Annotated in this window: 17 protein-coding genes; 2 read left to right on the forward strand and 15 right to left on the reverse strand. The window is 71.1% G+C overall.

What is annotated here, in order from left to right:
* Nucleotides 1-11: 11 nt before the first annotated feature.
* The 3 genes from bioF to R5H19_RS00545 all read right to left on the reverse strand — a co-directional run bounded on the left by bioF (nucleotide 12) and on the right by R5H19_RS00545 (nucleotide 4,370).
* On the reverse strand, nucleotides 12-1,217 hold the full coding sequence (bioF, locus tag R5H19_RS00535; protein ID WP_318158122.1) for an 8-amino-7-oxononanoate synthase: 1,206 nt from the start codon (nucleotides 1,215-1,217) through the stop codon (nucleotides 12-14).
* On the reverse strand, nucleotides 1,204-2,247 hold the full coding sequence (gene bioB / locus R5H19_RS00540) for a biotin synthase BioB (RefSeq protein ID WP_318157024.1): 1,044 nt from the start codon (nucleotides 2,245-2,247) through the stop codon (nucleotides 1,204-1,206). The genes bioF and bioB overlap by 14 nt, the downstream gene beginning before the upstream one ends.
* Before the next feature lie 143 nt (nucleotides 2,248-2,390).
* Nucleotides 2,391-4,370 carry a multicopper oxidase domain-containing protein gene (locus R5H19_RS00545; RefSeq protein WP_318157025.1) on the reverse strand — a complete coding sequence of 660 codons (1,980 nt, stop codon included), beginning with the start codon at nucleotides 4,368-4,370 and terminating at the stop codon, nucleotides 2,391-2,393.
* Between the two features lie 145 nt (nucleotides 4,371-4,515).
* On the opposite strand from R5H19_RS00545, the gene R5H19_RS00550 reads away from it, so the two are divergent.
* Nucleotides 4,516-5,235 carry a ComF family protein gene (locus R5H19_RS00550; RefSeq protein ID WP_318157026.1) on the forward strand — a complete coding sequence of 240 codons (720 nt, stop codon included), beginning with the start codon at nucleotides 4,516-4,518 and terminating at the stop codon, nucleotides 5,233-5,235.
* A gap of 17 nt (nucleotides 5,236-5,252) precedes the next feature.
* Here R5H19_RS00550 and ubiA read toward each other — a convergent pair whose 3' ends face one another.
* Nucleotides 5,253-6,272: a 4-hydroxybenzoate octaprenyltransferase gene (ubiA, locus tag R5H19_RS00555; RefSeq protein WP_318157027.1), complete on the reverse strand. Its 1,020-nt coding sequence runs from the start codon at nucleotides 6,270-6,272 to the stop codon at nucleotides 5,253-5,255.
* A gap of 154 nt (nucleotides 6,273-6,426) precedes the next feature.
* On the opposite strand from ubiA, the gene R5H19_RS00560 reads away from it, so the two are divergent.
* Nucleotides 6,427-7,524 carry a GGDEF domain-containing protein gene (locus R5H19_RS00560; RefSeq protein WP_318157028.1) on the forward strand — a complete coding sequence of 366 codons (1,098 nt, stop codon included), beginning with the start codon at nucleotides 6,427-6,429 and terminating at the stop codon, nucleotides 7,522-7,524.
* A gap of 185 nt (nucleotides 7,525-7,709) precedes the next feature.
* Here the strand turns inward: R5H19_RS00560 and ilvD are convergent, their stop codons facing one another.
* The 11 genes from ilvD to R5H19_RS00615 all read right to left on the reverse strand — a co-directional run bounded on the left by ilvD (nucleotide 7,710) and on the right by R5H19_RS00615 (nucleotide 21,101).
* Nucleotides 7,710-9,584, reverse strand: a complete 1,875-nt coding sequence (ilvD, locus tag R5H19_RS00565) for a dihydroxy-acid dehydratase (protein WP_318157029.1) — start codon at nucleotides 9,582-9,584, stop codon at nucleotides 7,710-7,712.
* Nucleotides 9,585-9,624: 40 nt separating this feature from the next.
* A complete protein-coding gene (ilvA, locus tag R5H19_RS00570) occupies nucleotides 9,625-11,193 on the reverse strand; it encodes a threonine ammonia-lyase, biosynthetic (protein ID WP_318157030.1) in 1,569 nt (522 codons plus the stop codon).
* Nucleotides 11,190-11,468: an acetolactate synthase small subunit gene (ilvN, locus tag R5H19_RS00575; RefSeq protein WP_318157031.1), complete on the reverse strand. Its 279-nt coding sequence runs from the start codon at nucleotides 11,466-11,468 to the stop codon at nucleotides 11,190-11,192. The genes ilvA and ilvN overlap by 4 nt, the downstream gene beginning before the upstream one ends.
* A gap of 171 nt (nucleotides 11,469-11,639) precedes the next feature.
* Nucleotides 11,640-13,439, reverse strand: a complete 1,800-nt coding sequence (gene ilvB, locus R5H19_RS00580) for a biosynthetic-type acetolactate synthase large subunit (protein ID WP_318158123.1) — start codon at nucleotides 13,437-13,439, stop codon at nucleotides 11,640-11,642.
* Between the two features lie 233 nt (nucleotides 13,440-13,672).
* Nucleotides 13,673-14,014, reverse strand: a complete 342-nt coding sequence (locus R5H19_RS00585; protein ID WP_318157032.1) for a hypothetical protein — start codon at nucleotides 14,012-14,014, stop codon at nucleotides 13,673-13,675.
* An 86-nt stretch (nucleotides 14,015-14,100) separates the two neighbouring features.
* Nucleotides 14,101-15,114 carry a ketol-acid reductoisomerase gene (gene ilvC, locus R5H19_RS00590; RefSeq protein ID WP_318157033.1) on the reverse strand — a complete coding sequence of 338 codons (1,014 nt, stop codon included), beginning with the start codon at nucleotides 15,112-15,114 and terminating at the stop codon, nucleotides 14,101-14,103.
* 217 nt (nucleotides 15,115-15,331) lie between these two features.
* A complete protein-coding gene (gene leuB, locus R5H19_RS00595; RefSeq protein WP_318157034.1) occupies nucleotides 15,332-16,429 on the reverse strand; it encodes a 3-isopropylmalate dehydrogenase in 1,098 nt (365 codons plus the stop codon).
* Nucleotides 16,426-17,007: a 3-isopropylmalate dehydratase small subunit gene (gene leuD / locus R5H19_RS00600; protein WP_318157035.1), complete on the reverse strand. Its 582-nt coding sequence runs from the start codon at nucleotides 17,005-17,007 to the stop codon at nucleotides 16,426-16,428. The genes leuB and leuD overlap by 4 nt, the downstream gene beginning before the upstream one ends.
* 73 nt (nucleotides 17,008-17,080) lie before the next feature.
* The gene (gene leuC / locus R5H19_RS00605; protein WP_318157036.1) at nucleotides 17,081-18,493 is read right to left on the reverse strand and encodes a 3-isopropylmalate dehydratase large subunit; all 1,413 of its coding nucleotides are present in this window, start codon (nucleotides 18,491-18,493) and stop codon (nucleotides 17,081-17,083) included.
* Nucleotides 18,490-19,491 carry a branched-chain amino acid transaminase gene (locus R5H19_RS00610; protein ID WP_318157037.1) on the reverse strand — a complete coding sequence of 334 codons (1,002 nt, stop codon included), beginning with the start codon at nucleotides 19,489-19,491 and terminating at the stop codon, nucleotides 18,490-18,492. Before R5H19_RS00610 ends, leuC begins: the two co-directional genes overlap by 4 nt.
* Nucleotides 19,488-21,101: a 2-isopropylmalate synthase gene (locus R5H19_RS00615; protein ID WP_318157038.1), complete on the reverse strand. Its 1,614-nt coding sequence runs from the start codon at nucleotides 21,099-21,101 to the stop codon at nucleotides 19,488-19,490. Before R5H19_RS00615 ends, R5H19_RS00610 begins: the two co-directional genes overlap by 4 nt.
* Nucleotides 21,102-21,207 lie beyond the last annotated feature (106 nt).

Genomic DNA, 21,207 nt, shown 5'->3' on the forward strand with positions numbered 1-21,207 from the left:
GCAAGCCGCGATTATACGTGGTCGCCGCCGGGCGCCCGCGGCGCGGACGGCAGATGCAGCGTTTCCAGCACGGCCAACAGCCGGTCGACGTGGGCTTCCTCGTGCGCCGCCGACAGCGTGATGCGCAGCCGCGCCTGGCCGGCCGGCACGGTCGGCGGGCGGATCGCGGTGACCAGCAGGCCGTGCCGTTCCAGCGCCTGCGCCGCCGCCAGCGCGGCGTCGGCGCCGCCCAGCAGCAGCGGCTGGATCGCGCTGGGCGAGGGTGCCAGCGGCAGGCCGAGTTCGGCGGCGCCGCGGCGAAAACGCGTGATCAGCGCGGCCAGCTTCTCGCGCCGCCATGTTTCGGACTGCGCCAATTGCACCGCTTCCAGCGCGGCGGCGGCCAGCGCCGGCGGCATCGCGGTGGTGTAGATGTACGGTCGTGCGAACTGGACCAGGCCCTCGATCAGCGCGGCCGGACCGGCCACGAACGCGCCGCTGCAGCCGAGCGCCTTGCCCAGCGTGGCCATCAGCAGCGGCACGTCGTGCTGGCCCAGCTTCGCCGCGTCGAGGCTGCCGGCGCCGCGCGTGCCGAACACGCCGAGGCCGTGGGCGTCGTCGACCATCAAGGTGGCGCGCTCGTGTGCGCACAGTTGCGCCAGCTCACGCAGCGGCGCGACGTCGCCGTCCATGCTGAACACGCCGTCGGTGGCCAGCAGCGCGGCCGCATCGGGGCGTGCCGCCAGCTGGCGCGCGGCGGCGTTCACGTCGGCGTGCGGATAGCGCTTCAGCTCGGCGCCGCTGAGCCTGGCGCCATCGAGCAGGCAGGCGTGGTTGAGCTTGTCCTGCACGCACACGTCGCCGCGTGCCAGCAGTGCCTGCAGCACGCCGAGGTTGGCCATGTAGCCGGTGGAAAACAGCAGCGCGCGCTCGCGTCCGGTCCAGGCGGCCAGCGCTTCCTCCAGCGCCGCATGCACGTGGCGGTGGCCACAGATCAGGTGCGCCGAGGTGCTGCCGACGCCTTCCTCGCCTGCCGCTCGGAGGAGCGCGGCAACCAGCTGCGGGTGCTGTGCCAGGCCGAGGTAGTCGTTGCCGCAGAACGACAGCAGGCGCCGGTTGCCGCTTTCCAGCCAAGGGCCGTCGACACGGTCGATCGTATGCAGCCGGCGGCGCAGGCTGGCGCGTTCGCGTTCGGCCGTCTGGACGGCCAGTCGCTGGAGCAGGTCAGGCCGCGGCACTGCAGCCGCAGCCATGACCGCAACCGGCGTTTCCGTGATCGCCGATGTCCGCATGCACGGTGTCCGCGCTTGCGGCCACTTCCATCGGATGCAGGTCGAGCCGGCGGAACAGCGCACGGTCGGCCTCCACGTCCGGGTTGCCGGTGGTCAGCAGCTTCTCGCCGTAGAAGATCGAGCCGGCGCCGGCGAAGAAGCACAACGCTTGCACCGCATCGTCCATCTGCTGGCGGCCGGCGGACAGGCGCACGATCGACAGCGGCATCAGGATCCGCGCCACCGCGATCGCGCGCACGAATTCGAACGGGTCGAGCGGCGCGGCATCGGCCAGCGGTGTGCCGGGCACCGGCACCAGCTGGTTGATCGGCACCGAATGCGGATGCTCGGGCAGGTTGGCCAGCGCCTGCAGCAGGCCGGCGCGCTGCGCGCGCGTCTCGCCCATGCCGACGATGCCGCCGCAGCAGGTCTTCAGCCCGGCGTCGCGCACCTGTTCCAGCGTGGCGAGGCGATCCTGGTACTCGCGGGTGTGGATGATCTCGCCGTAGAACTCCGGCGCGGTGTCGAGATTGTGGTTGTAGTAGTCGAGTCCGGCATCCTTGAGTGCCTGCGCATGGCCGTCGCCGAGCAGGCCGAGGGTGGCGCAGGTTTCCAGGCCGAGGTCCTTCACCGCGCGCACCAGCGCGGCGACCTTGGGGATGTCGCGGTCCTTCGGGCCGCGCCAGGCCGCGCCCATGCAGAAGCGGCTGGCGCCGGCGGCCTTGGCGGCCTTCGCGCGAGTCAGCACGTCGTCGACGTCCATCAGTTTCTGCGCGGCCACGCCGGTGTCGTAGCGCGCGGCCTGCGGGCAGTAGGCGCAGTCCTCGGGGCAGCCGCCGGTCTTGATCGACAGCAGGGTCGACACCTGCACGGCGTTCGGGTCGTGGTGCTCGCGGTGCACCGTGTGCGCGCGATGCAGCAGTTCGTTGAACGGCAGCGCGAACAGCGCGGCGATTTCCTCGCGCGTCCAGTCGTGGCGGATGGCGGCTTCGGGCATGGCGGGCTCCGTGGCAGAGCCGGCGAGTTTGGGCGGGCCGTTCCCCTTCGTCAACTTTTCGGTATGGAAGATTGGTTGACGAGCCGGGTCGCCGACGAAAAGGCGGCCCGCAGGCCGCCTTTCCTCCTTTCCTCTGCGCCGGGCTACTTGCCGCGTGCTTCCTTCACCTGCTCGGCGCTGATCAGCTTGCCCTGGTTGCCCCACGAGTTGCGCTCGTGGTTGGCGATGTCGGCGATGTCCGCGTCGCTCAGGGCGGCGGCGAACGGCGGCATCGCGGTGGGGTAGCTGGTGCCGTTGATCAGCTGGCCCTGCAGGCCCTTCAGGATCACCTCGATGTGCTTGGCCGGGTCGGCGTCCTGCACCGCGACGTTGTCCTTCAGCGGCGGGAACGCGCCGGGCAGGCCCAGGCCGGTGGCCTGGTGGCAGGCCGCGCAGTTGGCGGCGTACAGCGAGGCGCCGCGGGCCGGGTCGAACGTGTACGGACCGCTGGCCGCGGGCGGCGGCGTGGCGGGCGCGGCGGCGACCGGTGCCTTGCTCACCGGCGGCTTGGCCGCGGCCTCGTCGGGCGAGCCCACCAGCAGCACGCCCTGCGCGCCCAGCTGCATGTGCGCCATGGCGTGGTCGACGAACGGATAGTGGCCGGCCTCGTCCAGCTTGAGGTCGAACACCGCGCCCTCGCCGGGACCGACGGAATAGGTGGAGACACCGTCGATGGCCTGCGCCGGGTTGCCGCCGGGATAGACCTTGTCGAAGATCGCGCCGATCACGTGGAACGCGCTCCACAGGCTGGGGCCGGCGTTGACCACGTACAGCCGCACCAGCTCGCCGGGCTTGGCGGTGAGCGGGTGGTCGCGGTACTGGAACGCCGCGCCGTTGAACACCACCTCGTCGGGGCGCATCTGCTGCATCTTCTCGTAGTTGCCGGCCATCAGCGTGCCGGACACCTGCTGGGTGTACCACTCGCCCTGCACCAGCACGTAGCTCTCGGCGGCGGCTGGCAGCGGCGTGGCGGGGTCGACGATGAACGCGCCGTACATGCCGTTGCCGATGTGCAGCAGCACCGGCGGCGTGCCGCAGTGGTAAAGGAACGCGCCGGGCACCTTGGCCACGAACGAGAAGGCGATCGACTCGCCCGGCATGATGTCCACGTAGTGCAGGCTGGGCGGGGTGATCGCGCTGTGGAAGTCGATCGAGTGCTGCATGGTGCCGTGGTTGGTGAGCGTCACGTTCACCGTCTGCCCCTGGCGCACGTGGATCACCGGGCCGGGCACGCTCTTGCCGAAGGTCCAGGCCTGGTACTGCACGCCGCTGGCGATTTCCACGCTCTGGTCGGAGACGTCGATGCTCACCGCCACGTTGTCGCCTTCCTGCAGCGGCGGCAGGCGCGCGTCGCGGGCCTTGGCGATGGGCTGGCTGGAGGCCAGCGACAGCGGCGTCACCGCGGCCGCCGCGGCCTGCGGGCTGGCCGACTTCACGTTCAATGCGCTGTGCAGGCCGGCCAGCAGCAGTGCCACCAGGATCAGCACGCCGGCCAGCGCCGGCCCCTGCACGCGCCACGGCAGCGGGTGCACGCTGGCCAGCGGCAGCGTGTCGTTCCAGTCGGCGAAGCGGCGCCAGCGCGGCCAGCGGCGCTCGATCAGGTAGTCCAGGCTGTAGGGGCTGGGGCCCGAGCGCAGGTTGATCACGATCAGCGCCGCGAAGATCAGCACGTAGCTGAGCGCCGCGCCGATGTTGTTGGCGCCCACCGAGTACGGCCCGCCGAAGCCTTCGGCCGTGCTCCAGATCAGCAGGCTGAACAGGATGCCGACCACGTAGGTGATCTTGCGCGCGAAGCCCAGCAGCAGCGCCAGCGCCAGCAGGGTTTCGGCGAGGCGCGTGGCCCACACGAAAAAGCCCGCGTGCGGTGTCACCAGCCCGATCCACAGCTCGAACCACCACGCCGACCAGGCCGGCTGGCCGGTGGCGGCGTTGTGCAGGTAGCCGACGTAATGGCTGGCGAAATCGGAAGTCCAGGTCAGCGCGGCGCTCACGGCCCAGATCAGGCCGAAGGCTACGCGCAGCGCGGTGCCGGCTAGCGCCGGCCAGGTGGAAGGGGCGGATTTGCCGCCGTCGGGCACAGACATGGGAACCTCTCTGGGCGGATGACGTTGCGTACGGGATCGGGTGTCGCGATGCGGCGACAATCGAGTGTACGTCGCCGACGAGGCGAGGGTGAGGTCCTGTGGGTGACTTGCCGCTACCATTCCGGCGCAGGAACGGGGAGGGCGCATGGAACGACCAGCACGGCTGCCATCCGGACACGCGCTGTGGCGGTGGCTGCTGCCCTGGCGCTGTCTGCTGTGCGGCGCCCGCGGCGCCGACGGCATCGACCTGTGTGCCGACTGCGCGGCGGAGCTGCCGCGCAACCGCAGTTGCTGCGCCCGCTGCGCGCTGCCGCTGGCCGCGCCGGCGGCGCTGTGCGGCGAGTGCCAGCGCCGCGCGCCGCCGTGGGATGCAGCGTGGGCGCCGTTCCGCTACGGCTGGCCGCTGGACCGGCTGGAGTCGCGCTACAAGTTTTCCGCCGACCTGGCCGCCGGCCGCGTGTTGTCGCGGCTGTGGCAAAGCGAACCGTGCCCGCTGCGGCTGCCGCAACTGCTGCTGGCCGTGCCGCTGCACCGCAGCCGGCTGCGCCGGCGCGGCTACAACCAGGCGCTGGAACTGGCCCGCCCGCTGGCGCACGCACTCGGCGTGCCGCTGCACCGCGACGCGCTGCAGCGCCGCCGTTCCACCGCGGCGCAGACCGAACTCGACGCCGTCGCCCGCCGCCGCAACGTGCACGGTGCGTTTGCCCTGCGCGAGGGCGTGGTGCTGCCGGCGCACGTGGCGATCCTCGACGACGTGATGACCACCGGCGCCACCCTGGCCGAATGCGCGCGGGTGTTGCGCCGCGCCGGCGTGCAGCGGGTGGACGTGTGGGCGCTGGCGCGGGCGCCGTCGCCGCGCGGGTGACGGTTCCCGATGCGTGGCTAGCGCAGCGCCAGCGCCAGCACGATGCCGGTCCACAGCGCCAGACCCAGCCAGTTGTTGTGGCGGAACGCGGACAGGCAGGCGTCGCGGGCGCGATCGCGGATCAGCCACAGCTGCCAGCCGAACAGGCCGGCGGCGGCCAGCAGGGCCAGCCAGTACGGCCAGCCGAGCCCGGCGCGCTGGCCGACGAACAGCATTGCCAGCAGGAAGGTGCCCATCAGCAGGCCGAGGATCGGCACGTCGGCGTCGCCGAACAGGATCGCGGTGGATTTCGCGCCGACTTTGAGGTCGTCGTCGCGGTCGACCATCGCGTACTCGGTGTCGTAGATCACCGACCACAGGATGTTGCCGATGAAAAGCAGCCAGCCCAGCGGCGGCACCGTGTGCGTCACTGCGGCGAACGCCATCGGGATCGACCAGCCGAAGGCGGCGCCCAGCACCACCTGCGGCAGGTAGGTCCAGCGTTTGGTGAACGGGTAGATCGCCGCCAGCGCGGCACCGACGAACGCCAGCTGGATGGTCAGCCGGTTGGTGAACAGCACCAGCACGAAAGAGAACGCCAGCAGCGCGCCGAACACGATCAGCGCCTCGCGCGGCGTCACCCGCCCGGCGGCGATCGGCCGCCCGGCAGTGCGTTCCACCTGCGGGTCGAGCTTGCGGTCGGCGTAGTCGTTGATCGCGCAGCCGGCCGCGCGCATCGCGAACACGCCGAGGGTGAAGATCAGCAGCAGCTGCCACGGCGGGAAGTCGCCGGCCGCCAGCCACAGCGCCCACCAGGTCGGCCACAGCAGCAGCAGCGCGCCGATCGGGCGATCCATCCGGGTCAGCACCAGGTAGTCGCGGGCCTTCTCGCGGTGGCGCGCCGGCAGTTTCCGCAGCAGCCAGTCCAGTACCCGCGTGGCGCGGGTCGAGCTGTCCGCCGGCCGCGGCGCCGCGGGCTTCGTCGCGGCAGGCCGCGCACGCCGGGCGGGCGAGGGAGCGCTCTTGCGCGGCTGGCGTTGGCGGGGCGGCGTGGACATGCGTGCGAGTTTAACCCGCGGCACCGACCCGCATGCCGTGAACCCGCTCTAAAGTTTTTCTCCAGTGCGCCGATGAAAACCGGCAGATGCTGCCACTTCGGCAGCGCCAGGCACGCGCCGGACCGTGCCGTGACCGCCGGCAGCCGGAACGCCGATGGCCGAAAGCGAGACCAGCAAGAAGGACGATCCATCCCGCAGCGTCGCGGCGTCCACCGTGTCCGAGCTGGTGTCGCCGGACCGTGCCGCGCAGTCGCGCCTGCTCGACTCGGTGGCCGCCTTCACCCACCACCGCGACATCGACGCGCTCGACCACAGTCTGGTGATCACCCTGGCCGAACTGTCCTCGGCGCACAGCGTGGCCCTGGCCAGGCGCGGCGACGGTCCGTCCGGCATCGTGCGTTGCGAGCCCGATGGCCAGGGCGGTTACCGGCTGTCGGCCGTCGAGCCGGATCCGGCCGATCCGCTGCCGGGCCGGTTGCAGCGCTGCATGGAGCGGGCCGAAGTGCAGATGGAGATGGAGGACGACCTGCATCGCCTGCTGGTGCCGATCCAGCGCGAGGGCCGCCCGATCGCCGCGCTGCAGCTGGAATGCGCCATGCCGCCGGCGGCCAGCCGCCCGTTGGCGGAAGGCTTCGCGCGGATCTACGCCAACTACACCGCGCTGCTGCACGAGAGCGAACGGGACAAGCTCACCGGCCTGTACAACCGGCGCAGCCTGGAGCGTCAGCTGCAGGCGCTGTTGCAGCAGCACGAGCAGGCGTTGCAGCAGCAGCCGTCACGCGAGCTGCCGGCGCACGAACAGCCGCAGGTGTGGCTGGCGATCCTCGACATCGATCACTTCAAGCGCATCAACGACACCTATGGCCACATCTACGGCGACGAGGTGATCCTGCTGCTGGCCCAGCAGATGCGCGCCAGCTTCCGCCGTGACGACGTGCTGTTCCGCTTCGGCGGCGAGGAGTTCGTGGTGCTGTTCGGCGCGCTCGGCGAGCACAGCGTGCAGGCCGCGCTGGAGCGCTTCCGCCAGCGTGTGGCCGGGTACGGGTTCCCGCAGGTCGGGCGCGTCACGGTCAGCGTCGGCTATGCCCGCGCGGGTCGGTACGATTATCCGGAACGGGTGCTGGATCGCGCCGACAAGGCGCTGTACTACGTCAAGCAGCATGGCCGCGACGGCGTCCGTGGCTACGAGAACCTGCGCGAGTGCGGTTTGCTCGACGAAGGCGTGACGGCGGGCAGCATCGACCTGTTCTGAACCGCGCGTGGCGATCCGTGGGCCATCCCGCGGCCATGTGGCCACACGTGTCCAGGGCACTGCTCACGGCCGTCGCCGCGCTTTCGCGGGGCATCTTCATGACTGGCGGCGGGCCGGCCTGCCTCGCCACCGTCGGTGCGTACGCCGGGCAGCTGCGCGCGGCGGGAGCGAAGACGTTTCTGCCGTCAGGCCGGGAGTTCGTCGGCGCGCGTCGCGCCCAGCCGCCCGAGATCCCGCACCGCTCCGTTCGCCGCGTTCGAAGCCAGCGCCGCATAGGCCTGCAGTGCGACGGAGACCGGGCGCGTGCGGTTGCGCGGCTTCCAGGCCTCGCGGCCGCGTGCCTGCATCGCGGCGCGGCGGGCGGCGAGCACGTCGTCGGGCAGGTCGAGGCGGATGCTGCGGCCGGGGATGTCGATGGCGATGGGGTCGCCGTCCTCGACCAGGGCGATCAGGCCGCCTTCGGCCGCTTCGGGCGAGACGTGGCCGATGGAAAGGCCCGAGGTGCCGCCGGAGAAGCGACCGTCGGTGATCAGGGCGCAGGCCTTGCCCAGTCCCTTCGATTTCAGGTAGCTGGTGGGGTAGAGCATCTCCTGCATGCCGGGGCCGCCGCGCGGGCCCTCGTAGCGGATCACCACCACGTCGCCGGGTTTCACCTTGTTGCCGAGGATGCCGCTCACCGCCGCTTCCTGGCTTTCGTAGACCTTCGCGCTGCCGTCGAAGCGCAGGATGGAATCGTCCACGCCGGCGGTCTTCACGATGCAGCCTTCCGGCGCGAGGTTGCCGAACAGCACGGCGAGGCCGCCGTCGTGACTGAAGGGCGTCTGGGCCGAGCGGATCACGCCGTGCTCGCGGTCGGTGTCCAGGCTTTTGAAGCGCGAGGACTGGCTGAAGGCGACCTGCGTGGGCACGCCGCCCGGCGCGGCGCGGTAGAAGGTGTGCACCGCTTCGTCGCTGCTGCGCCGGATGTCCCACTGCGCCAGCGCGTCGCCCAGCGTGGGCGCGTGCACGGTGGGGCGGGTGGTGTCGATGAGTCCCGCGCGGTCGAGCTCGCCGAGGATGGCCATGACGCCGCCGGCGCGGTGCACGTCCTCCAGATGCACGTCGGCCTTCGACGGCGCCACCTTGCACAGGCAGGGCACGCGGCGCGACAGGCGGTCGATGTCGGCCATGCCGAAATCCACGCCGCCTTCGCGCGCGGCGGCCAGCAGGTGCAGCACGGTGTTGGTGGAACCGCCCATCGCGATGTCGAGGCTCATCGCGTTCTCGAACGCGGCGCGGTCGGCGATGGCGCGCGGCAGCGCGCTGGCGTCGTCCTGTTCGTACCAGCGGCGGGCGAGATCGACGATGACGCGGCCGGCGCGGCGGAACAGCTGCTCGCGGTCGGCGTGGGTGGCGAGCACCGAGCCGTTGCCGGGCAGCGCCAGGCCCAGCGCCTCGGTGAGGCAGTTCATCGAGTTGGCGGTGAACATGCCCGAGCAGGAGCCGCAGGTGGGGCAGGCCGAGCGCTCCATCGTCGCCACTTCGGCGTCGCTGTAGCTGTCGTCGGCGGCGGCCACCATCGCGTCGATCAGGTCCAGCGCCTTCTTCGTGCCCTTCACCACCGCCTTGCCCGATTCCATCGGGCCGCCGGAGACGAACACCGCCGGGATGTTGAGGCGCATCGCGGCCATCAGCATGCCGGGGGTGATCTTGTCGCAGTTGGAGATGCACACCAGCGCGTCGGCGCAGTGCGCGTTGGCCATGTACTCCACGCTGTCGGCGATCAGCTCGCGCGAGGGCAGCGAGTACAGCATGCCGCCGTGGCCCATGGCGATGCCGTCGTCCACCGCGATGGTGTTGAACTCCTTGGCCACGCCGCCGGCGGCCTCGATCTCGCGCGCCACCAGCTGGCCGAGGTCTTTCAGGTGCACGTGGCCGGGCACGAACTGGGTGAAGCTGTTGGCCACCGCGATGATCGGCTTGCCGAAGTCGCCGTCCTTCATGCCGGTGGCGCGCCACAGGCTGCGCGCGCCGGCCATGTTGCGGCCGTGGGTACTGGTGCGGGAACGGTAGGCAGGCATGGGTTTCGTGCTCCGGGAATCGCAGGTTCGGATGGATGGGTCAGCAGCGCAGCAGCAGGCGGTAGGCGGCGTTGTCGCTCTCGTCGCAATGCGGGTAGCCCAGCGTGGCGAGGAAGCGGCGCAGCGCGACCTGTTCGTCGGCCGACGCCTGGATGCCGACCAGGATGCGACCGTGGTCGGCGCCGTGGTTGCGGTAGTGGAACAGGCTGATGTTCCAGTCCGGATGCAGGCGGGCGAGGAAGTCCGGCAGGGCGCCGGGGCGCTCGGGAAAGTCGAAGCGGTACAGCCGTTCGTCCTGTGCCAGCGGCGAACGGCCGCCCACCATGTGGCGCAGGTGCAGCTTGGCCAGTTCGTCCTCGCTGAGGTCGAGCACGGCGAAGTCCTGCGCGCGGAACGCGGCGGCCAGCGCGGCGCGCTCGTCGCGGCCGGCGGTCTGCACGCCCACGAAAATGTGCGCCTGCCGCGCGTCGCCGATGCGGTAGTTGAACTCGGTGATGCTGTGCCGGCCCAGCGCCGCGCAGAAGCGGCGGAAGCTGCCGCGCTCCTCGGGAATGGTCACCGCGAACAGCGCCTCGCGCTGCTCGCCGGCCTCGGCGCGTTCGGCCACGAAGCGCAGTCGCTCGAAGTTCATGTTCGCGCCGGAGACGATCGCGGCGAGTGTCGCGCCGTGCAGCTGGCGGGTGGCGGCGTACTGCTTCAGCCCTGCCAGCGCCAGCGCGCCGGAGGGTTCCGGCACGTTGCGGGTTTCCTGGTAGACGTCGCGGATCGCGGCGCACAGCGCGTCGCCGTCCACGCGCAGCATCTCGTCCACGTGGCGGCGGCACAGCTCGAAGGTGAGCGCGCCGACCTGCTTCACCGCGGTGCCGTCGGCGAACAGGCCCACTTCGGGCAGCGTCACGCGCATGCCCGCTTCCAGCGAGCGCGCCATCGCGTCGGAGTCGTCCGCTTGCACGCCGATCACCCTGGTCCGCGGCGACAACGCCTTGATGCAACTCGCCACGCCGGCGAGCAGCCCGCCGCCGCCCACCGGCACGAAGACCGCGTCGAGCGGCGTGGTCGACTGGCGCAGCAGTTCCAGGCCCACGGTGGCCTGGCCGGCGATCACCTCGAGGTCGTCGAAGGGGTGCACCCGCACCAGGCCGCGCTCGGCTTCGATGCGCGCGGCGGCGGCCTGGGCGTCGTTGTAGGAGTCGCCGGCCAGCAGCACCTCCACGAACTCGCCGCCGAAACGGCGCACCGCATCGACCTTCACCTGCGGCGCGGTCACCGGCATCACGACCACCGCACGCACGCCGAGCTTCGCCGCCGCCAACGCCACGCCCTGCGCGTGGTTGCCGGCCGAGGCGGCAACCACGCCGTTCGCCCGTTCGGCAGCGCTCAGCGCGGCCATCCTGTTGTACGCGCCGCGCAGCTTGAACGAGAACACCGGCTGCAGGTCCTCGCGTTTCAGCAGCACGCGGTTGCCGAGGCGAGCGGACAACAGCACGGCGTCTTCCAGCGGCGTCTCGCGCGCCACCTCGTACACCCGCGCGGCCAGCATGCGGCGCAGCAGGTCGGGGTCGGACGGTGCAGCGTCGTTTTCCGGGCGCGGGGCGGGCCGGGCGTTCATGCCGGGGTGGCGGCCAGCCGGCTGCCGTCGCGGCTGCCCACCAGCGACAGGCTGTTCGCGTCCAGCACGTCCACCAGCTTGCGCAGCTGGCGCAGGATCTGCTGCAGCGTGCCGTCGTCGCCGTGCAGCACCAGGGTGAGTTGCGACACCGCGGGATCGTGGGTGGCCGCCACGGTGAGCGCGTCGATGTTGACGTGGCGCGCGGCAAACAGCCCCGCCACGCGCACCAGTGCGCCGGATTCGTTCTGCAGCAGGATGGACAAGGTGTGTTTCATGGCAGTGCTCCGCATGGCATACCGCAAACCTTCAAGGGTGGAATCCCGCTCCCTGCGGGAGAGGGTGCCGGCAGGCGGGTGAGGGTTCGGCCGGCGCGTGGCATTGAAGCTTCGCCGTACCCTCACCCGGCCCTTCGGGCCACCTTCCCCCGGAGGGGGAAGGGGTAAAGCTCAGAACATCGAAGTGGGTGGAACCTCGTTCGCTTCGGTGGGCGTGGCATGGCGCGAAGCGATGAACTCGCCCGTGATCATCTGCGCGTAAGTCGCGCCCGGTCCCACCATCGGGTAGACGCCGGCGTCGGGGTCGATCACCACTTCGAGGAAGGCGGGGCCGCCGCAGGCGAGGAAGTCGGCGATGGTGGCTTCGAGCTGCGCCGGGTCGTCCAGCCGGCGCGCCCAGCCGAAACCGTCGGCCTGCGCGGCGAGCACGAAATCCTTCTTGTGCAGGCTCTTGTTGGAGGCGGCGAAGCGGCGGCCGAAGTACAGCTTCTGCCACTGCCGCACCATGCCGTCGCCGCTGTTGTTCAGCACGACGATCTTCAGCGGCAGGCCATAGGTGGTGACAGTCTCCAGCTCGCCCAGGTTCATGCGGATGCTGGCGTCGCCGTCGATGTCGAGCACCAGTGCGTCGGGCCGCGCGAACTGCGCGCCGATCGCCGCCGGCAGGCCGAAGCCCATCGTGCCCATCGAGCCGGAGGTGAGCCATTGCCGCGGCGCGCGAAAGTCGAAGTACTGCGCCGCCCACATCTGGTGCTGGCCCACGCCGGTGCTGACCACGGCGCGGCCCCGGGTGTGGCGGTTGATCGCGGCGAGCACCGCCTGCGGCTGGATCAGCCGGCTGGCGCGGTCCCAGTCCATCGCGTGGTCGCGTTTCAGCGCGGCGACGTGGGCGTGCCAGTCGGCCAGCTGCGGCTGCAGGCCGTGCGTGCGGCCATAGGCGACCAGCCGCTCCAGCGCGGGGCCGAGCGGGCCCACGTGCTGCCAGTCCACCGCCTTCACCTTGCCGATCTCGGCGGGGTCGATGTCGATCTGCGCGATGAACTTCGCCCGGGGTGCGAAGCGGTCGGGCACGCCGGCCACGCGGTCGTCGAAGCGTGCGCCCAGCGCGAACACGAAGTCGCAGTCCTCCACCGCGTAGTTGGCGTAGGCGGTGCCGTGCATGCCCAGCATGTGCAGCGCCAGCGGCTCGGTGCTGTCGAACGCGCCCAGGCCCATCAGGGTGGTGGTGACCGGCAGGCCGAACGCGCCGGCGAACGCGCGCAGCGCCATCGCCGCCTCTGCCGCGATCACGCCGCCGCCGGCGTAGATCAGCGGACGCCGCGCCTGCATCAGCGCGGCGAAGAACGCGGCGCAAGCCGCGTCGTCCAGCCGCGCGTTCTCCGCTGCGCGCAGGCGCGCGCGGTAGCCGGGGATGGCGAGGCGACTGGCGCCGTCGAAGCGCAGCGTGGCGTTCTGCACGTTCTTCGGCACGTCCACCACCACCGGGCCGGGGCGGCCGCTGCGCGCGATCTCGAACGCGGTGCGCACGGTCGCTTCGAGCTGTTCCGGGTCGGTGACCAGGAACACGTGCTTGGCGCAGGCGCCCATGATGTTGCTGACCGGCGCTTCCTGGAACGCGTCGCTGCCCAGCGCCGTGGTGGGCACCTGGCCGCAGATCACCACCAGCGGGATCGAGTCGGCCATCGCGTCGCGTACCGGCGTGACCATGTTGGTGGCGCCGGGGCCCGAGGTGACGATGGCCACGCCCGGCTTGCCCGAGGCGCGCGCATGGCCCGCGGCCATGAAGCCTGCGCCTTGCTCGTTCGCAGGCACGATCAGCGGCATCGGTTCGCGGCCGTCGGCCGTGGCGTGGTCGGCGTTGTAGCGGAACACTGCGTCGTACACCGGCAGGATCGCGCCGCCGGAATAGCCGAACAGCGTGCTGCAGCCTTCGTCGGCCAGCACCTGCACGATCGCCTCCGCGCCGGTCATGGCGAGGCCGGCGAGCGGGTGCGGGTCGATGGCGGCTGCGTGAGCGGACGGTGCCGTTTGCGCTGAAGTCGTCACGTCGGGTTCCTGGTGGATGGATGCGCGGTGGCATCCGGTTTTTCTTGCCGCGATCCCCGCGCGAGCGGGAATACGGCGGTTTCGCTCGACCGGCCCCGCGGCCGTCGAAGGCATCTCGCGGCACGACGCCGTGGCATCGGCATGGCGGGTTTCGCCCGTCAATTGCGGATCAGCTCGTGTTCGACCGCGGGATGCACCGGCACGCCGAAGCTGGCGATGATCTGCAGGTCCTGCTCCAGCGTGGAGAAGCGCTCCCACGCGATGCCGTTGACGTCGGTGCTGCTGCTGAAGCCCTGCGCGGCGTCGTCCTCGAAACCGAGCTGGCAGATCTGGCCGGCTTTCCCGGCTTGCTGGCGGATCGAGAAGTTGAGGATGTCGGTACGCCACATCGCGTAGACGCCGTAGACCAGGGCCTGCGGCGGCTGGCCGAGGCGCTTGCTGTAGTCGGCGATGGAGGCGTCCAGGTCGGCGACGGCCAGGGCGATATGAAAGCGTTTCATGGCGTACCTCGTTCCAGTGTCTGGTGTGGCGGCGGGTGATTGCCTGCTCCCTCCCCTGCGAATGCAGCGGAGGGAGCGGGCGGTTTTCAACCGGTCTTCTTCAGCGGTTCGGCGGCTGCCTTCGCGGCGCCGGCCTGCAGCCACGCCATGCGCGCGCGCAGCTGCTTGCCCACCTGCTCGACCGGGTGATCGAGGTCGGCCTGCTTGTACTTCCTGTAGTTCGGCAGGCCGGCGTCGTACTCGGCGATCCAGTTGCGCGCGAAGCTGCCGTCCTGGATGTCCTTCAGCACGTCCTTCATGCGCTGCTTCACGCCGGCGTCGATCACGCGCGGGCCGCTGACGTAGTCGCCGTACTGCGCGGTCTCGGAGACGAACTCCAGCATCCGGGTGATGCCGCCTTCGTAGAACAGGTCGACGATCAGCTTCAGCTCGTGCAGCACTTCGTAGTAGGCGATCTCCGGCTGGTAGCCGGCTTCCACCAGGGTCTCGAAGCCGGCCTGCACCAGCGAGCTGGCGCCGCCGCACAGCACGGCCTGCTCGCCGAACAGGTCCGTCTCGGTCTCTTCCTTGAAGTCGGTCCTGATGAGCATGGCGCGGCTGCCGCCGATGCCGTCGGCGTAGGCCCTGGCCCTGGCCTCGGCGTGGCCGCTGACGTCCTGCTGCACGGCCCAGATGCAGGGCACGCCGCGGCCGCGCTCGTACTCGCTGCGCACCAGCGCGCCGGGACCCTTGGGCGCCACCAGGATCACGTCGATGTCCCGGCGCGGGTCGATCTGCCCGAAGTGGACGTTGAAACCGTGCGCGAACAGCAGCGCGGCCCCGGCCTTGATGTTCGGCTCGATGGCGTCGGTGTACAGCTTCGGCTGCACCATGTCGGGGGTGAGCACGGCGACCAGGTCGGCGCCCTGCACCGCCTCGCCCGGCTCGGCCACGGCGAAGCCCTCGGCGCGGGCCTTCTCCCAGGATGGACCACCCTTGCGCAGGCCGACCACGACGTCGAGGCCGGAGTCGCGCAGGTTGAGGGCGTGGGCGCGGCCCTGGCTGCCGTAGCCCAGAACGGCGATGCGGGCCTTGGCCAGCGTGTTGTTGGGGTTGCTCATGGGTGACTCCTTGATTGGCGGTGGCGTGTTGGCACGTGGATGGGGTGGCATGCGTGGCGGAATGAAGAAAGCGCCCCCTGCGCGTGCGGGAGGGGTCGACGGAACGGCCGGGGAGTCGGCGCCATCACGGCAGCTGAAGCCGTTCCCGTCGCGGACACGCAGGGGGCAGCAAGGAAGGCGGGGGCGCTGGCGCCTCCGCCGGGACGGGTGGCGCGGATCAGCCGCATGCGCGGACTCCGCGCGGGAACGCATCGGCGTGGGCGATGTGCCCGGCCAGCGCGGCGAGTACCGCATCGCGCACCTCGGCGGTGCCTGCATGGCCGCCGAGGTCGCGGCTGCGCGGGCCGTGCTGCAGCACGTGGCCGACGGCGGCTTCCACCGCCTGCGCCTCCACGTCCAGCTGCAGCGAATGGCGCAGCAGCAGGGCAGCGGAGAGGACGGTGCCGATCGGGTTCGCCACGCCCTGGCCCGCGATGTCGGGTGCCGAGCCGTGGATCGGTTCGTACAGCCCGGCGCGGCCTTCGCCGAGCGAGGCCGAGGGCAGCAGGCCCAGCGAACCGGCGATCGCGGCGGCCTCGTCGGTGAGGATGTCGCCGAACAGGTTTTCGGTGACCACCACGTCGTAGCTGGCCGGGCGGGTCAGCAGCAGCATCGCCATCGAGTCGACCAGCTGGTGCTCCAGCGCCACGTCGGGGTAGTCGGCGGCCACGCGCATGACGGTGCGCCGCCACAGCCGCGAGGTCTCCAGCACGTTGGCCTTGTCCACCGAGGTGACGTGGCGGCGGCGGCCGCGCGCCAGCTCGAAGGCGCGGCGGACGACGCGCTCGACCTCGGCCTCGGTGTAGCGGCATTCGTCGGTGGCGTAGTCGGCGCCCCGGGTCTTCGCGCCGAAGTAGGCGCCGCCGGTCAGTTCGCGTACGAACAACACGTCGACGTCCCGCAGCTTCTCGTCCTTCAGCGGCGACAGCGCGGCCAGCGCGGGATGCACGCTGAGCGGGCGCAGGTTGGCGTACACGCCCAGTGCGGCGCGCAGGGCCAGCAGGCCCTGCTCGGGACGCACCTTCGCGTTCGGGTCGGACCACTTCGGGCCGCCCACCGCGCCCAGCAGCACCGCGTCGGCGGCCTGGCAGGCGGCCAGCGTGGCGGCGGGCAGCGGCTCGCCGGCGGCGTCGATCGCGGCGCCGCCGACCAGCTGCCGGTCGAAGGTGAACTCATGGCCGTAGTGCGCGGCCACGGCTTCGAGCACGGCGACCGCCACGGCGGTGACCTCGGGACCGACGCCGTCGCCGGGCAGGATGACGATGCGTGCCTTCATGCGGCTTGCTCCTGATGTTCGTATCGGGTGATCGCCTCGGCGTGCTGCAGCAGGTAGCCCAGCTGGTCGACGCCGTGCAGCAGGCAGTGCCGCGCGAACGGCTCCAGCTGGAACGGGATGCGGCCGCCGTCGGGCAGCGCGACGTACTGTTCGCGCACGTCGATCGCCAGCTCGATACCCGGGTGTCGGAGCAGCCAGCGGTGTTCCAGCTCATCGATCACGATGGCCAGCAGGCCGTTCTTCAGCGCGTTGCCGCGGAAGATGTCGGCGATCTCGCTGCACAGCACGGCACGGATGCCGTAATCCAGCAATGCCCACGGCGCGTGTTCGCGCGAGGAGCCGCAGCCGAAGTTGCGCCCGGCGACCAGGATCGAGCAGCCGCGCGCTTCGGGCCGGTTCAACGGGAACACCGGGTTGTCGCTGCCGTCGGGCTGGTAGCGCCAGTCGTGGAAGCACAGCCTGCCCAGCCCGCTGCGGGTGGTGGTGGTGAGGAAGCGCGCCGGGATGATGCGGTCGGTGTCGATGTTCTCGTCGGCCAGCACGGCGGTGCGGGAGTGGAGATGGGTGACGGGTTTCATGCAGGTTTCCTCGTGGCGGCTTCTGCTGCTCCCGCGGCGGAGCAGGGGAGGGGGCAGGCGGAGCGATCGGCATTCATGCCGCCACCTCCACCAGGTATTCGCGCGGATCGGCGATGCGTCCGGCAACGGCCGACGCCGCGGCGGTGGCGGGGCTGGCCAGCACGGTGCGTGCGCCCTTGCCCTGGCGCCCCTCGAAGTTGCGGTTGGAGGTGGACACGACCAGCTGGCCCGGTTGTGCCAGGTCGCCGTTCATCGCGATGCACATCGAGCAGCCGGGGATGCGCCACTCGGCGCCGGCGGCGCGGAACACCTCGTGCAGGCCTTCGGCTTCGGCGTCGCGACGCACCGCTTCGGAACCGGGCACCACCAGCATGCGCACGCCGGCGGCGACGCGGCGGCCGCGCAGCACCTGCGCGGCCTCGCGCAGGTCGGACAGGCGCGAGTTGGTGCAGCTGCCGACGAACACCACGTCCACCCTGGAACCCTGCATCGGCTGGCCGGCGCGGCTCTGCATGTAGTCCAGCGCGCGCTGCTCCATCGCGTTGCGCGCGGCCGGCACCGGTGCATCGATCGCGATCGCCATGCCGGGGTGGGTGCCGTAGGTGACGGTGGGCCTGACCTGGCCGGCATCGATGCGCACTTCGCGGTCGTACTGTGCGCCGTGGTCGGTCTTCAGCGTGCGCCAATGCGCCACCGCGCGCTCCCATGCCGCACCCTGCGGTGCGCGCGGACGGCCCTTCAGCCAGGCGAACGTGGTCTCGTCCGGCGCGATCAGGCCGGCGCGCGCACCCGCTTCGATCGACATGTTGCACACGGTCATGCGCTCTTCCATCGACAGTTTCTCGATGGCCGCGCCGCGGTACTCGATCACGTGGCCGGTGCCGCCGTCGACGCCGATGCTGCCGATGACGTGCAGGATCAGGTCCTTCGCGCCCACGCCCGGCGGCAGTTCGCCGTCGACGTGGATCGCCAGCGTCTTCGGCTTGCGCTGCAGCAGGCACTGCGTGGCCATCACGTGGCCGACCTCGGTGGTGCCGATGCCGAAAGCCAGCGCGCCGAACGCGCCGTGGGTGGAGGTGTGGCTGTCGCCGCAGACGATGGTCATGCCCGGCCGGGTGGCGCCCAGCTCGGGGCCGATCACGTGCACGATGCCGCGCCCGGCGCTGTCCCAGCCGTGCAGCTCGACGCCGAACGCGCGGCAGTTCTCTTCCAGCTGCGCCACCTGCGCCTGCGCCTCGGCGTTGGCGTAGGGACGCGTGCCGTCGGCATTCGCCGGCAGGGTGGGCGTGGAGTGGTCCAGCGTGGCCAGCGTGCGGTCCGGGCGGCGCAGCTTCAGGCCGCGCGAGCGCAATTCGTCGAAGGCCTGCGGCGAGGTGACCTCGTGCACCAGGTGCAGGTCGACGTAGAGGATCGCCGGGGTGTCGGCGGTTTCGGGGGCCACGACGTGGGCGTCCCAGATTTTTTCGAACAGGGTCGTCGCGCTCATGCCGTGATTCCCATCGAAGCGGGCTGTGGTTGAGGAGTGCGGCCATGGGTGGCCGCTTTCTGGCTTTCGCGGTCAGGGACGGCCGCACTGGTAAAGCTCAGCCAGCCCCACTGGTCGTCGGTGCGGCCATCGAACAGGCCGAAAAACGCCTCGCGCAGCGCGCGCGTCACCGGGCCGGGCGTGCCGTTGCCCACGCTCTTGCGATCCACCGAGCGCACCGGGGTGATCTCGGCGGCAGTGCCGGTCATGAACATCTCGTCGGCGGTGTAGAGGGCTTCCCGCGGCAGCTCGCGCTCTTCTGCCGCGATGCCCAGCGTGGCAGCCAGCGTGAGCACGCTGTCGCGGGTGATGCCGGCGAGGATGCCGGCGCTGGACGGCGGGGTGAGCAGCTTGCCGCGCTTGACCAGGAACAGGTTCTCGCCCGCGCCTTCGGAGAGCATGCCGTTCACGCCCAGTGCGATGCCTTCGTCGTAGCCGCCGCGGCGCGCTTCCAGCCCGATCAGCTGGCTGGACAGGTAATTGCCGCCGGCCTTCGCCCAGCTGGGGATGGTGTTGGGCGCGGGGCGCTGCCACGAAGACACGCATACGTCGGCGCCGCGCTCGGCGGCATCGCCCAGGTAGGCGCCCCATTCCATCGCCATGATCGCCACCTCCACCGGTGCGCCGGGCTTCGCCAGCACGCCCAGGCCGCCGGCGCCGCGGAACACGATGGGCCGCACATAGGCGGACTTCAGCCCGTTCGCGCGGATCACTTCATGGCAGGCTGCGTCGATCTCGGCCTCGCTGTAGCCGATCTCGATCTCGTACACCCTGGCCGATTCGAACAGCCGCCGCGTGTGGTCGGCGAGGCGGAAATAGGCCGGGCCGTCCGGCGTGGCGTACACGCGCTCGCCCTCGAATACCGAGGAACCGTAGTGCAGCGCGTGCGTGCTGACGTGGACGCTGGCTTCGTTCCACGGCTTGATGCGGCCGTTGTGCCAGAGGAAGGGCGTGCTCATGCGTGGGCTCCCAGGGCCTTGGACTTGGTGGTGCGCGGGGAAGGGGCGGCGGTCGGCGTGCTTTGCGCGATGCGGTTGACGATGGCCAGCGCGGCCTGCGCCGCGGCCTCGACGATGTCGGTGCTGACGCCGTGGCCGTTCCAGGCGCGGCCGTCGTGCTGCGCGGCGAGACGGGCCTCGCCCTGCGCGTCGCCGCCTTCGCCCACCGCCTGCACCTGGAAGCGGGTCAGCTGCAGCGCGGTGTCGGTAGCGCGCTCCATCGCACGCAGCACCGCGTCCACCGGGCCGTCACCCAGGGCGGCCTCGGCCACTTCGCGGCCGTCGTCGTGGCGCAGCCTCACCGAGGCGGAGGCGCCCGCGCCCAGGTGCGCGCTGGTGTCCAGCCGGGTCAGCCGCCACGGGCCGGCGGCGTCCGGATCGCGGCCGCGCGCCAGCGCGTCCAGGTCGTCGTCGTGGATTTCGCGCTTTCGGTCGGCCAGCGCCTTGAAGCGGGCGAAGATCTCGTCCATCGCCGCGTCGTCCGGTGCGTGGCCCAGCGCTTCCAGCCGCTGGCGCAGCGCGGCGCGGCCGGAGTGCTTGCCCAGCACCAGCCGGGTCTGGGCGATGCCGACATCCTCGGGGCGCATGATCTCGTAGGTGCCGCGGTGCTTCAGCATGCCGTGCTGGTGGATGCCCGACTCGTGCGCGAACGCGTTCTCGCCCACGACCGCCTTGTTGCGCTGCACGTTCTGGCCGGTCAGCTCGCTGAGCAGGCGCGAGGCGGGGTACAGCTTGCGTGTGTCGATGCGGGTGTCGGTGCCGAACCAGGCGCCGCGCACCTTCATCGCCATCACGATCTCCTCCAGCGCGGCATTGCCGGCGCGTTCGCCGATGCCGTTGATGGTGCATTCCACCTGGCGCGCGCCGGCGCCCACCGCGGCGAGGCTGTTGGCCACCGCCAGGCCCAGGTCGTTGTGGCAGTGGCTGGAGAACACCACGTGCCGGTCGCGCTTCACGTTGGCGATCAGCCAGGCGAAACGCTCGGCGATCTCGATCGGCGTCATGTAGCCCACCGTGTCCGGCGCGTTCAGCGTGCCGGCGCCCGCGGCGGCGGCGGCGGAGAACACCTCGGCCAGGAACTCCGGCTCGGTGCGCATCGCGTCCTCGGCCGAGAACTCCACCTCGTGCGCCAGCTGCACGGCGCGCTCGACCCCGGCGATTGCCGCGTCCAGCACCTGTTGCTTGCTCATGCCCAGCTTGTGCTCGCGGTGCAGCGGGCTGGTGGAGAGGAACACGTGGATGCGCGAGCGCCGCGCGTGTTCCAGTGCGCGGCCGGCGCTGTCGATGTCGCCCGGCACGCAGCGCGCGAGCGCGCAGGCGGTGGTGTCCTGCAACGCGCCGGCAATCTGTGCGACCGCGGCAAAATCATCCGGCGAGGCCCGCGGGAAACCCGCCTCGAGCACGTCCACGCCCAGCGCCTCCAGCATCTGCGCCATGCGCAGCTTGGCGCGGCGGTCCATCGAGAAACCGGGCGTCTGCTCGCCGTCGCGCAGGGTGGTGTCGAAGATGCGTACGCGCCCGGCGGCGTCGTCGCCGGCCTCGTGTTGCTCGCTGTGCTGCGGGTTTTTCATCGCTGGCTCCGTTGCGGGACGGGCCTTCGGGCAACAAAAAACCCCGCGCCATGGCTGGTGCGGGGTTCTTTGGGTGTTTTCAGGTTCGTTTTCTAGCTACCTGGAC

It is taken from the genome of Rhodanobacter sp. KK11 (assembly GCF_033345435.1).
In the GTDB taxonomy this organism is placed as follows: domain Bacteria; phylum Pseudomonadota; class Gammaproteobacteria; order Xanthomonadales; family Rhodanobacteraceae; genus Rhodanobacter.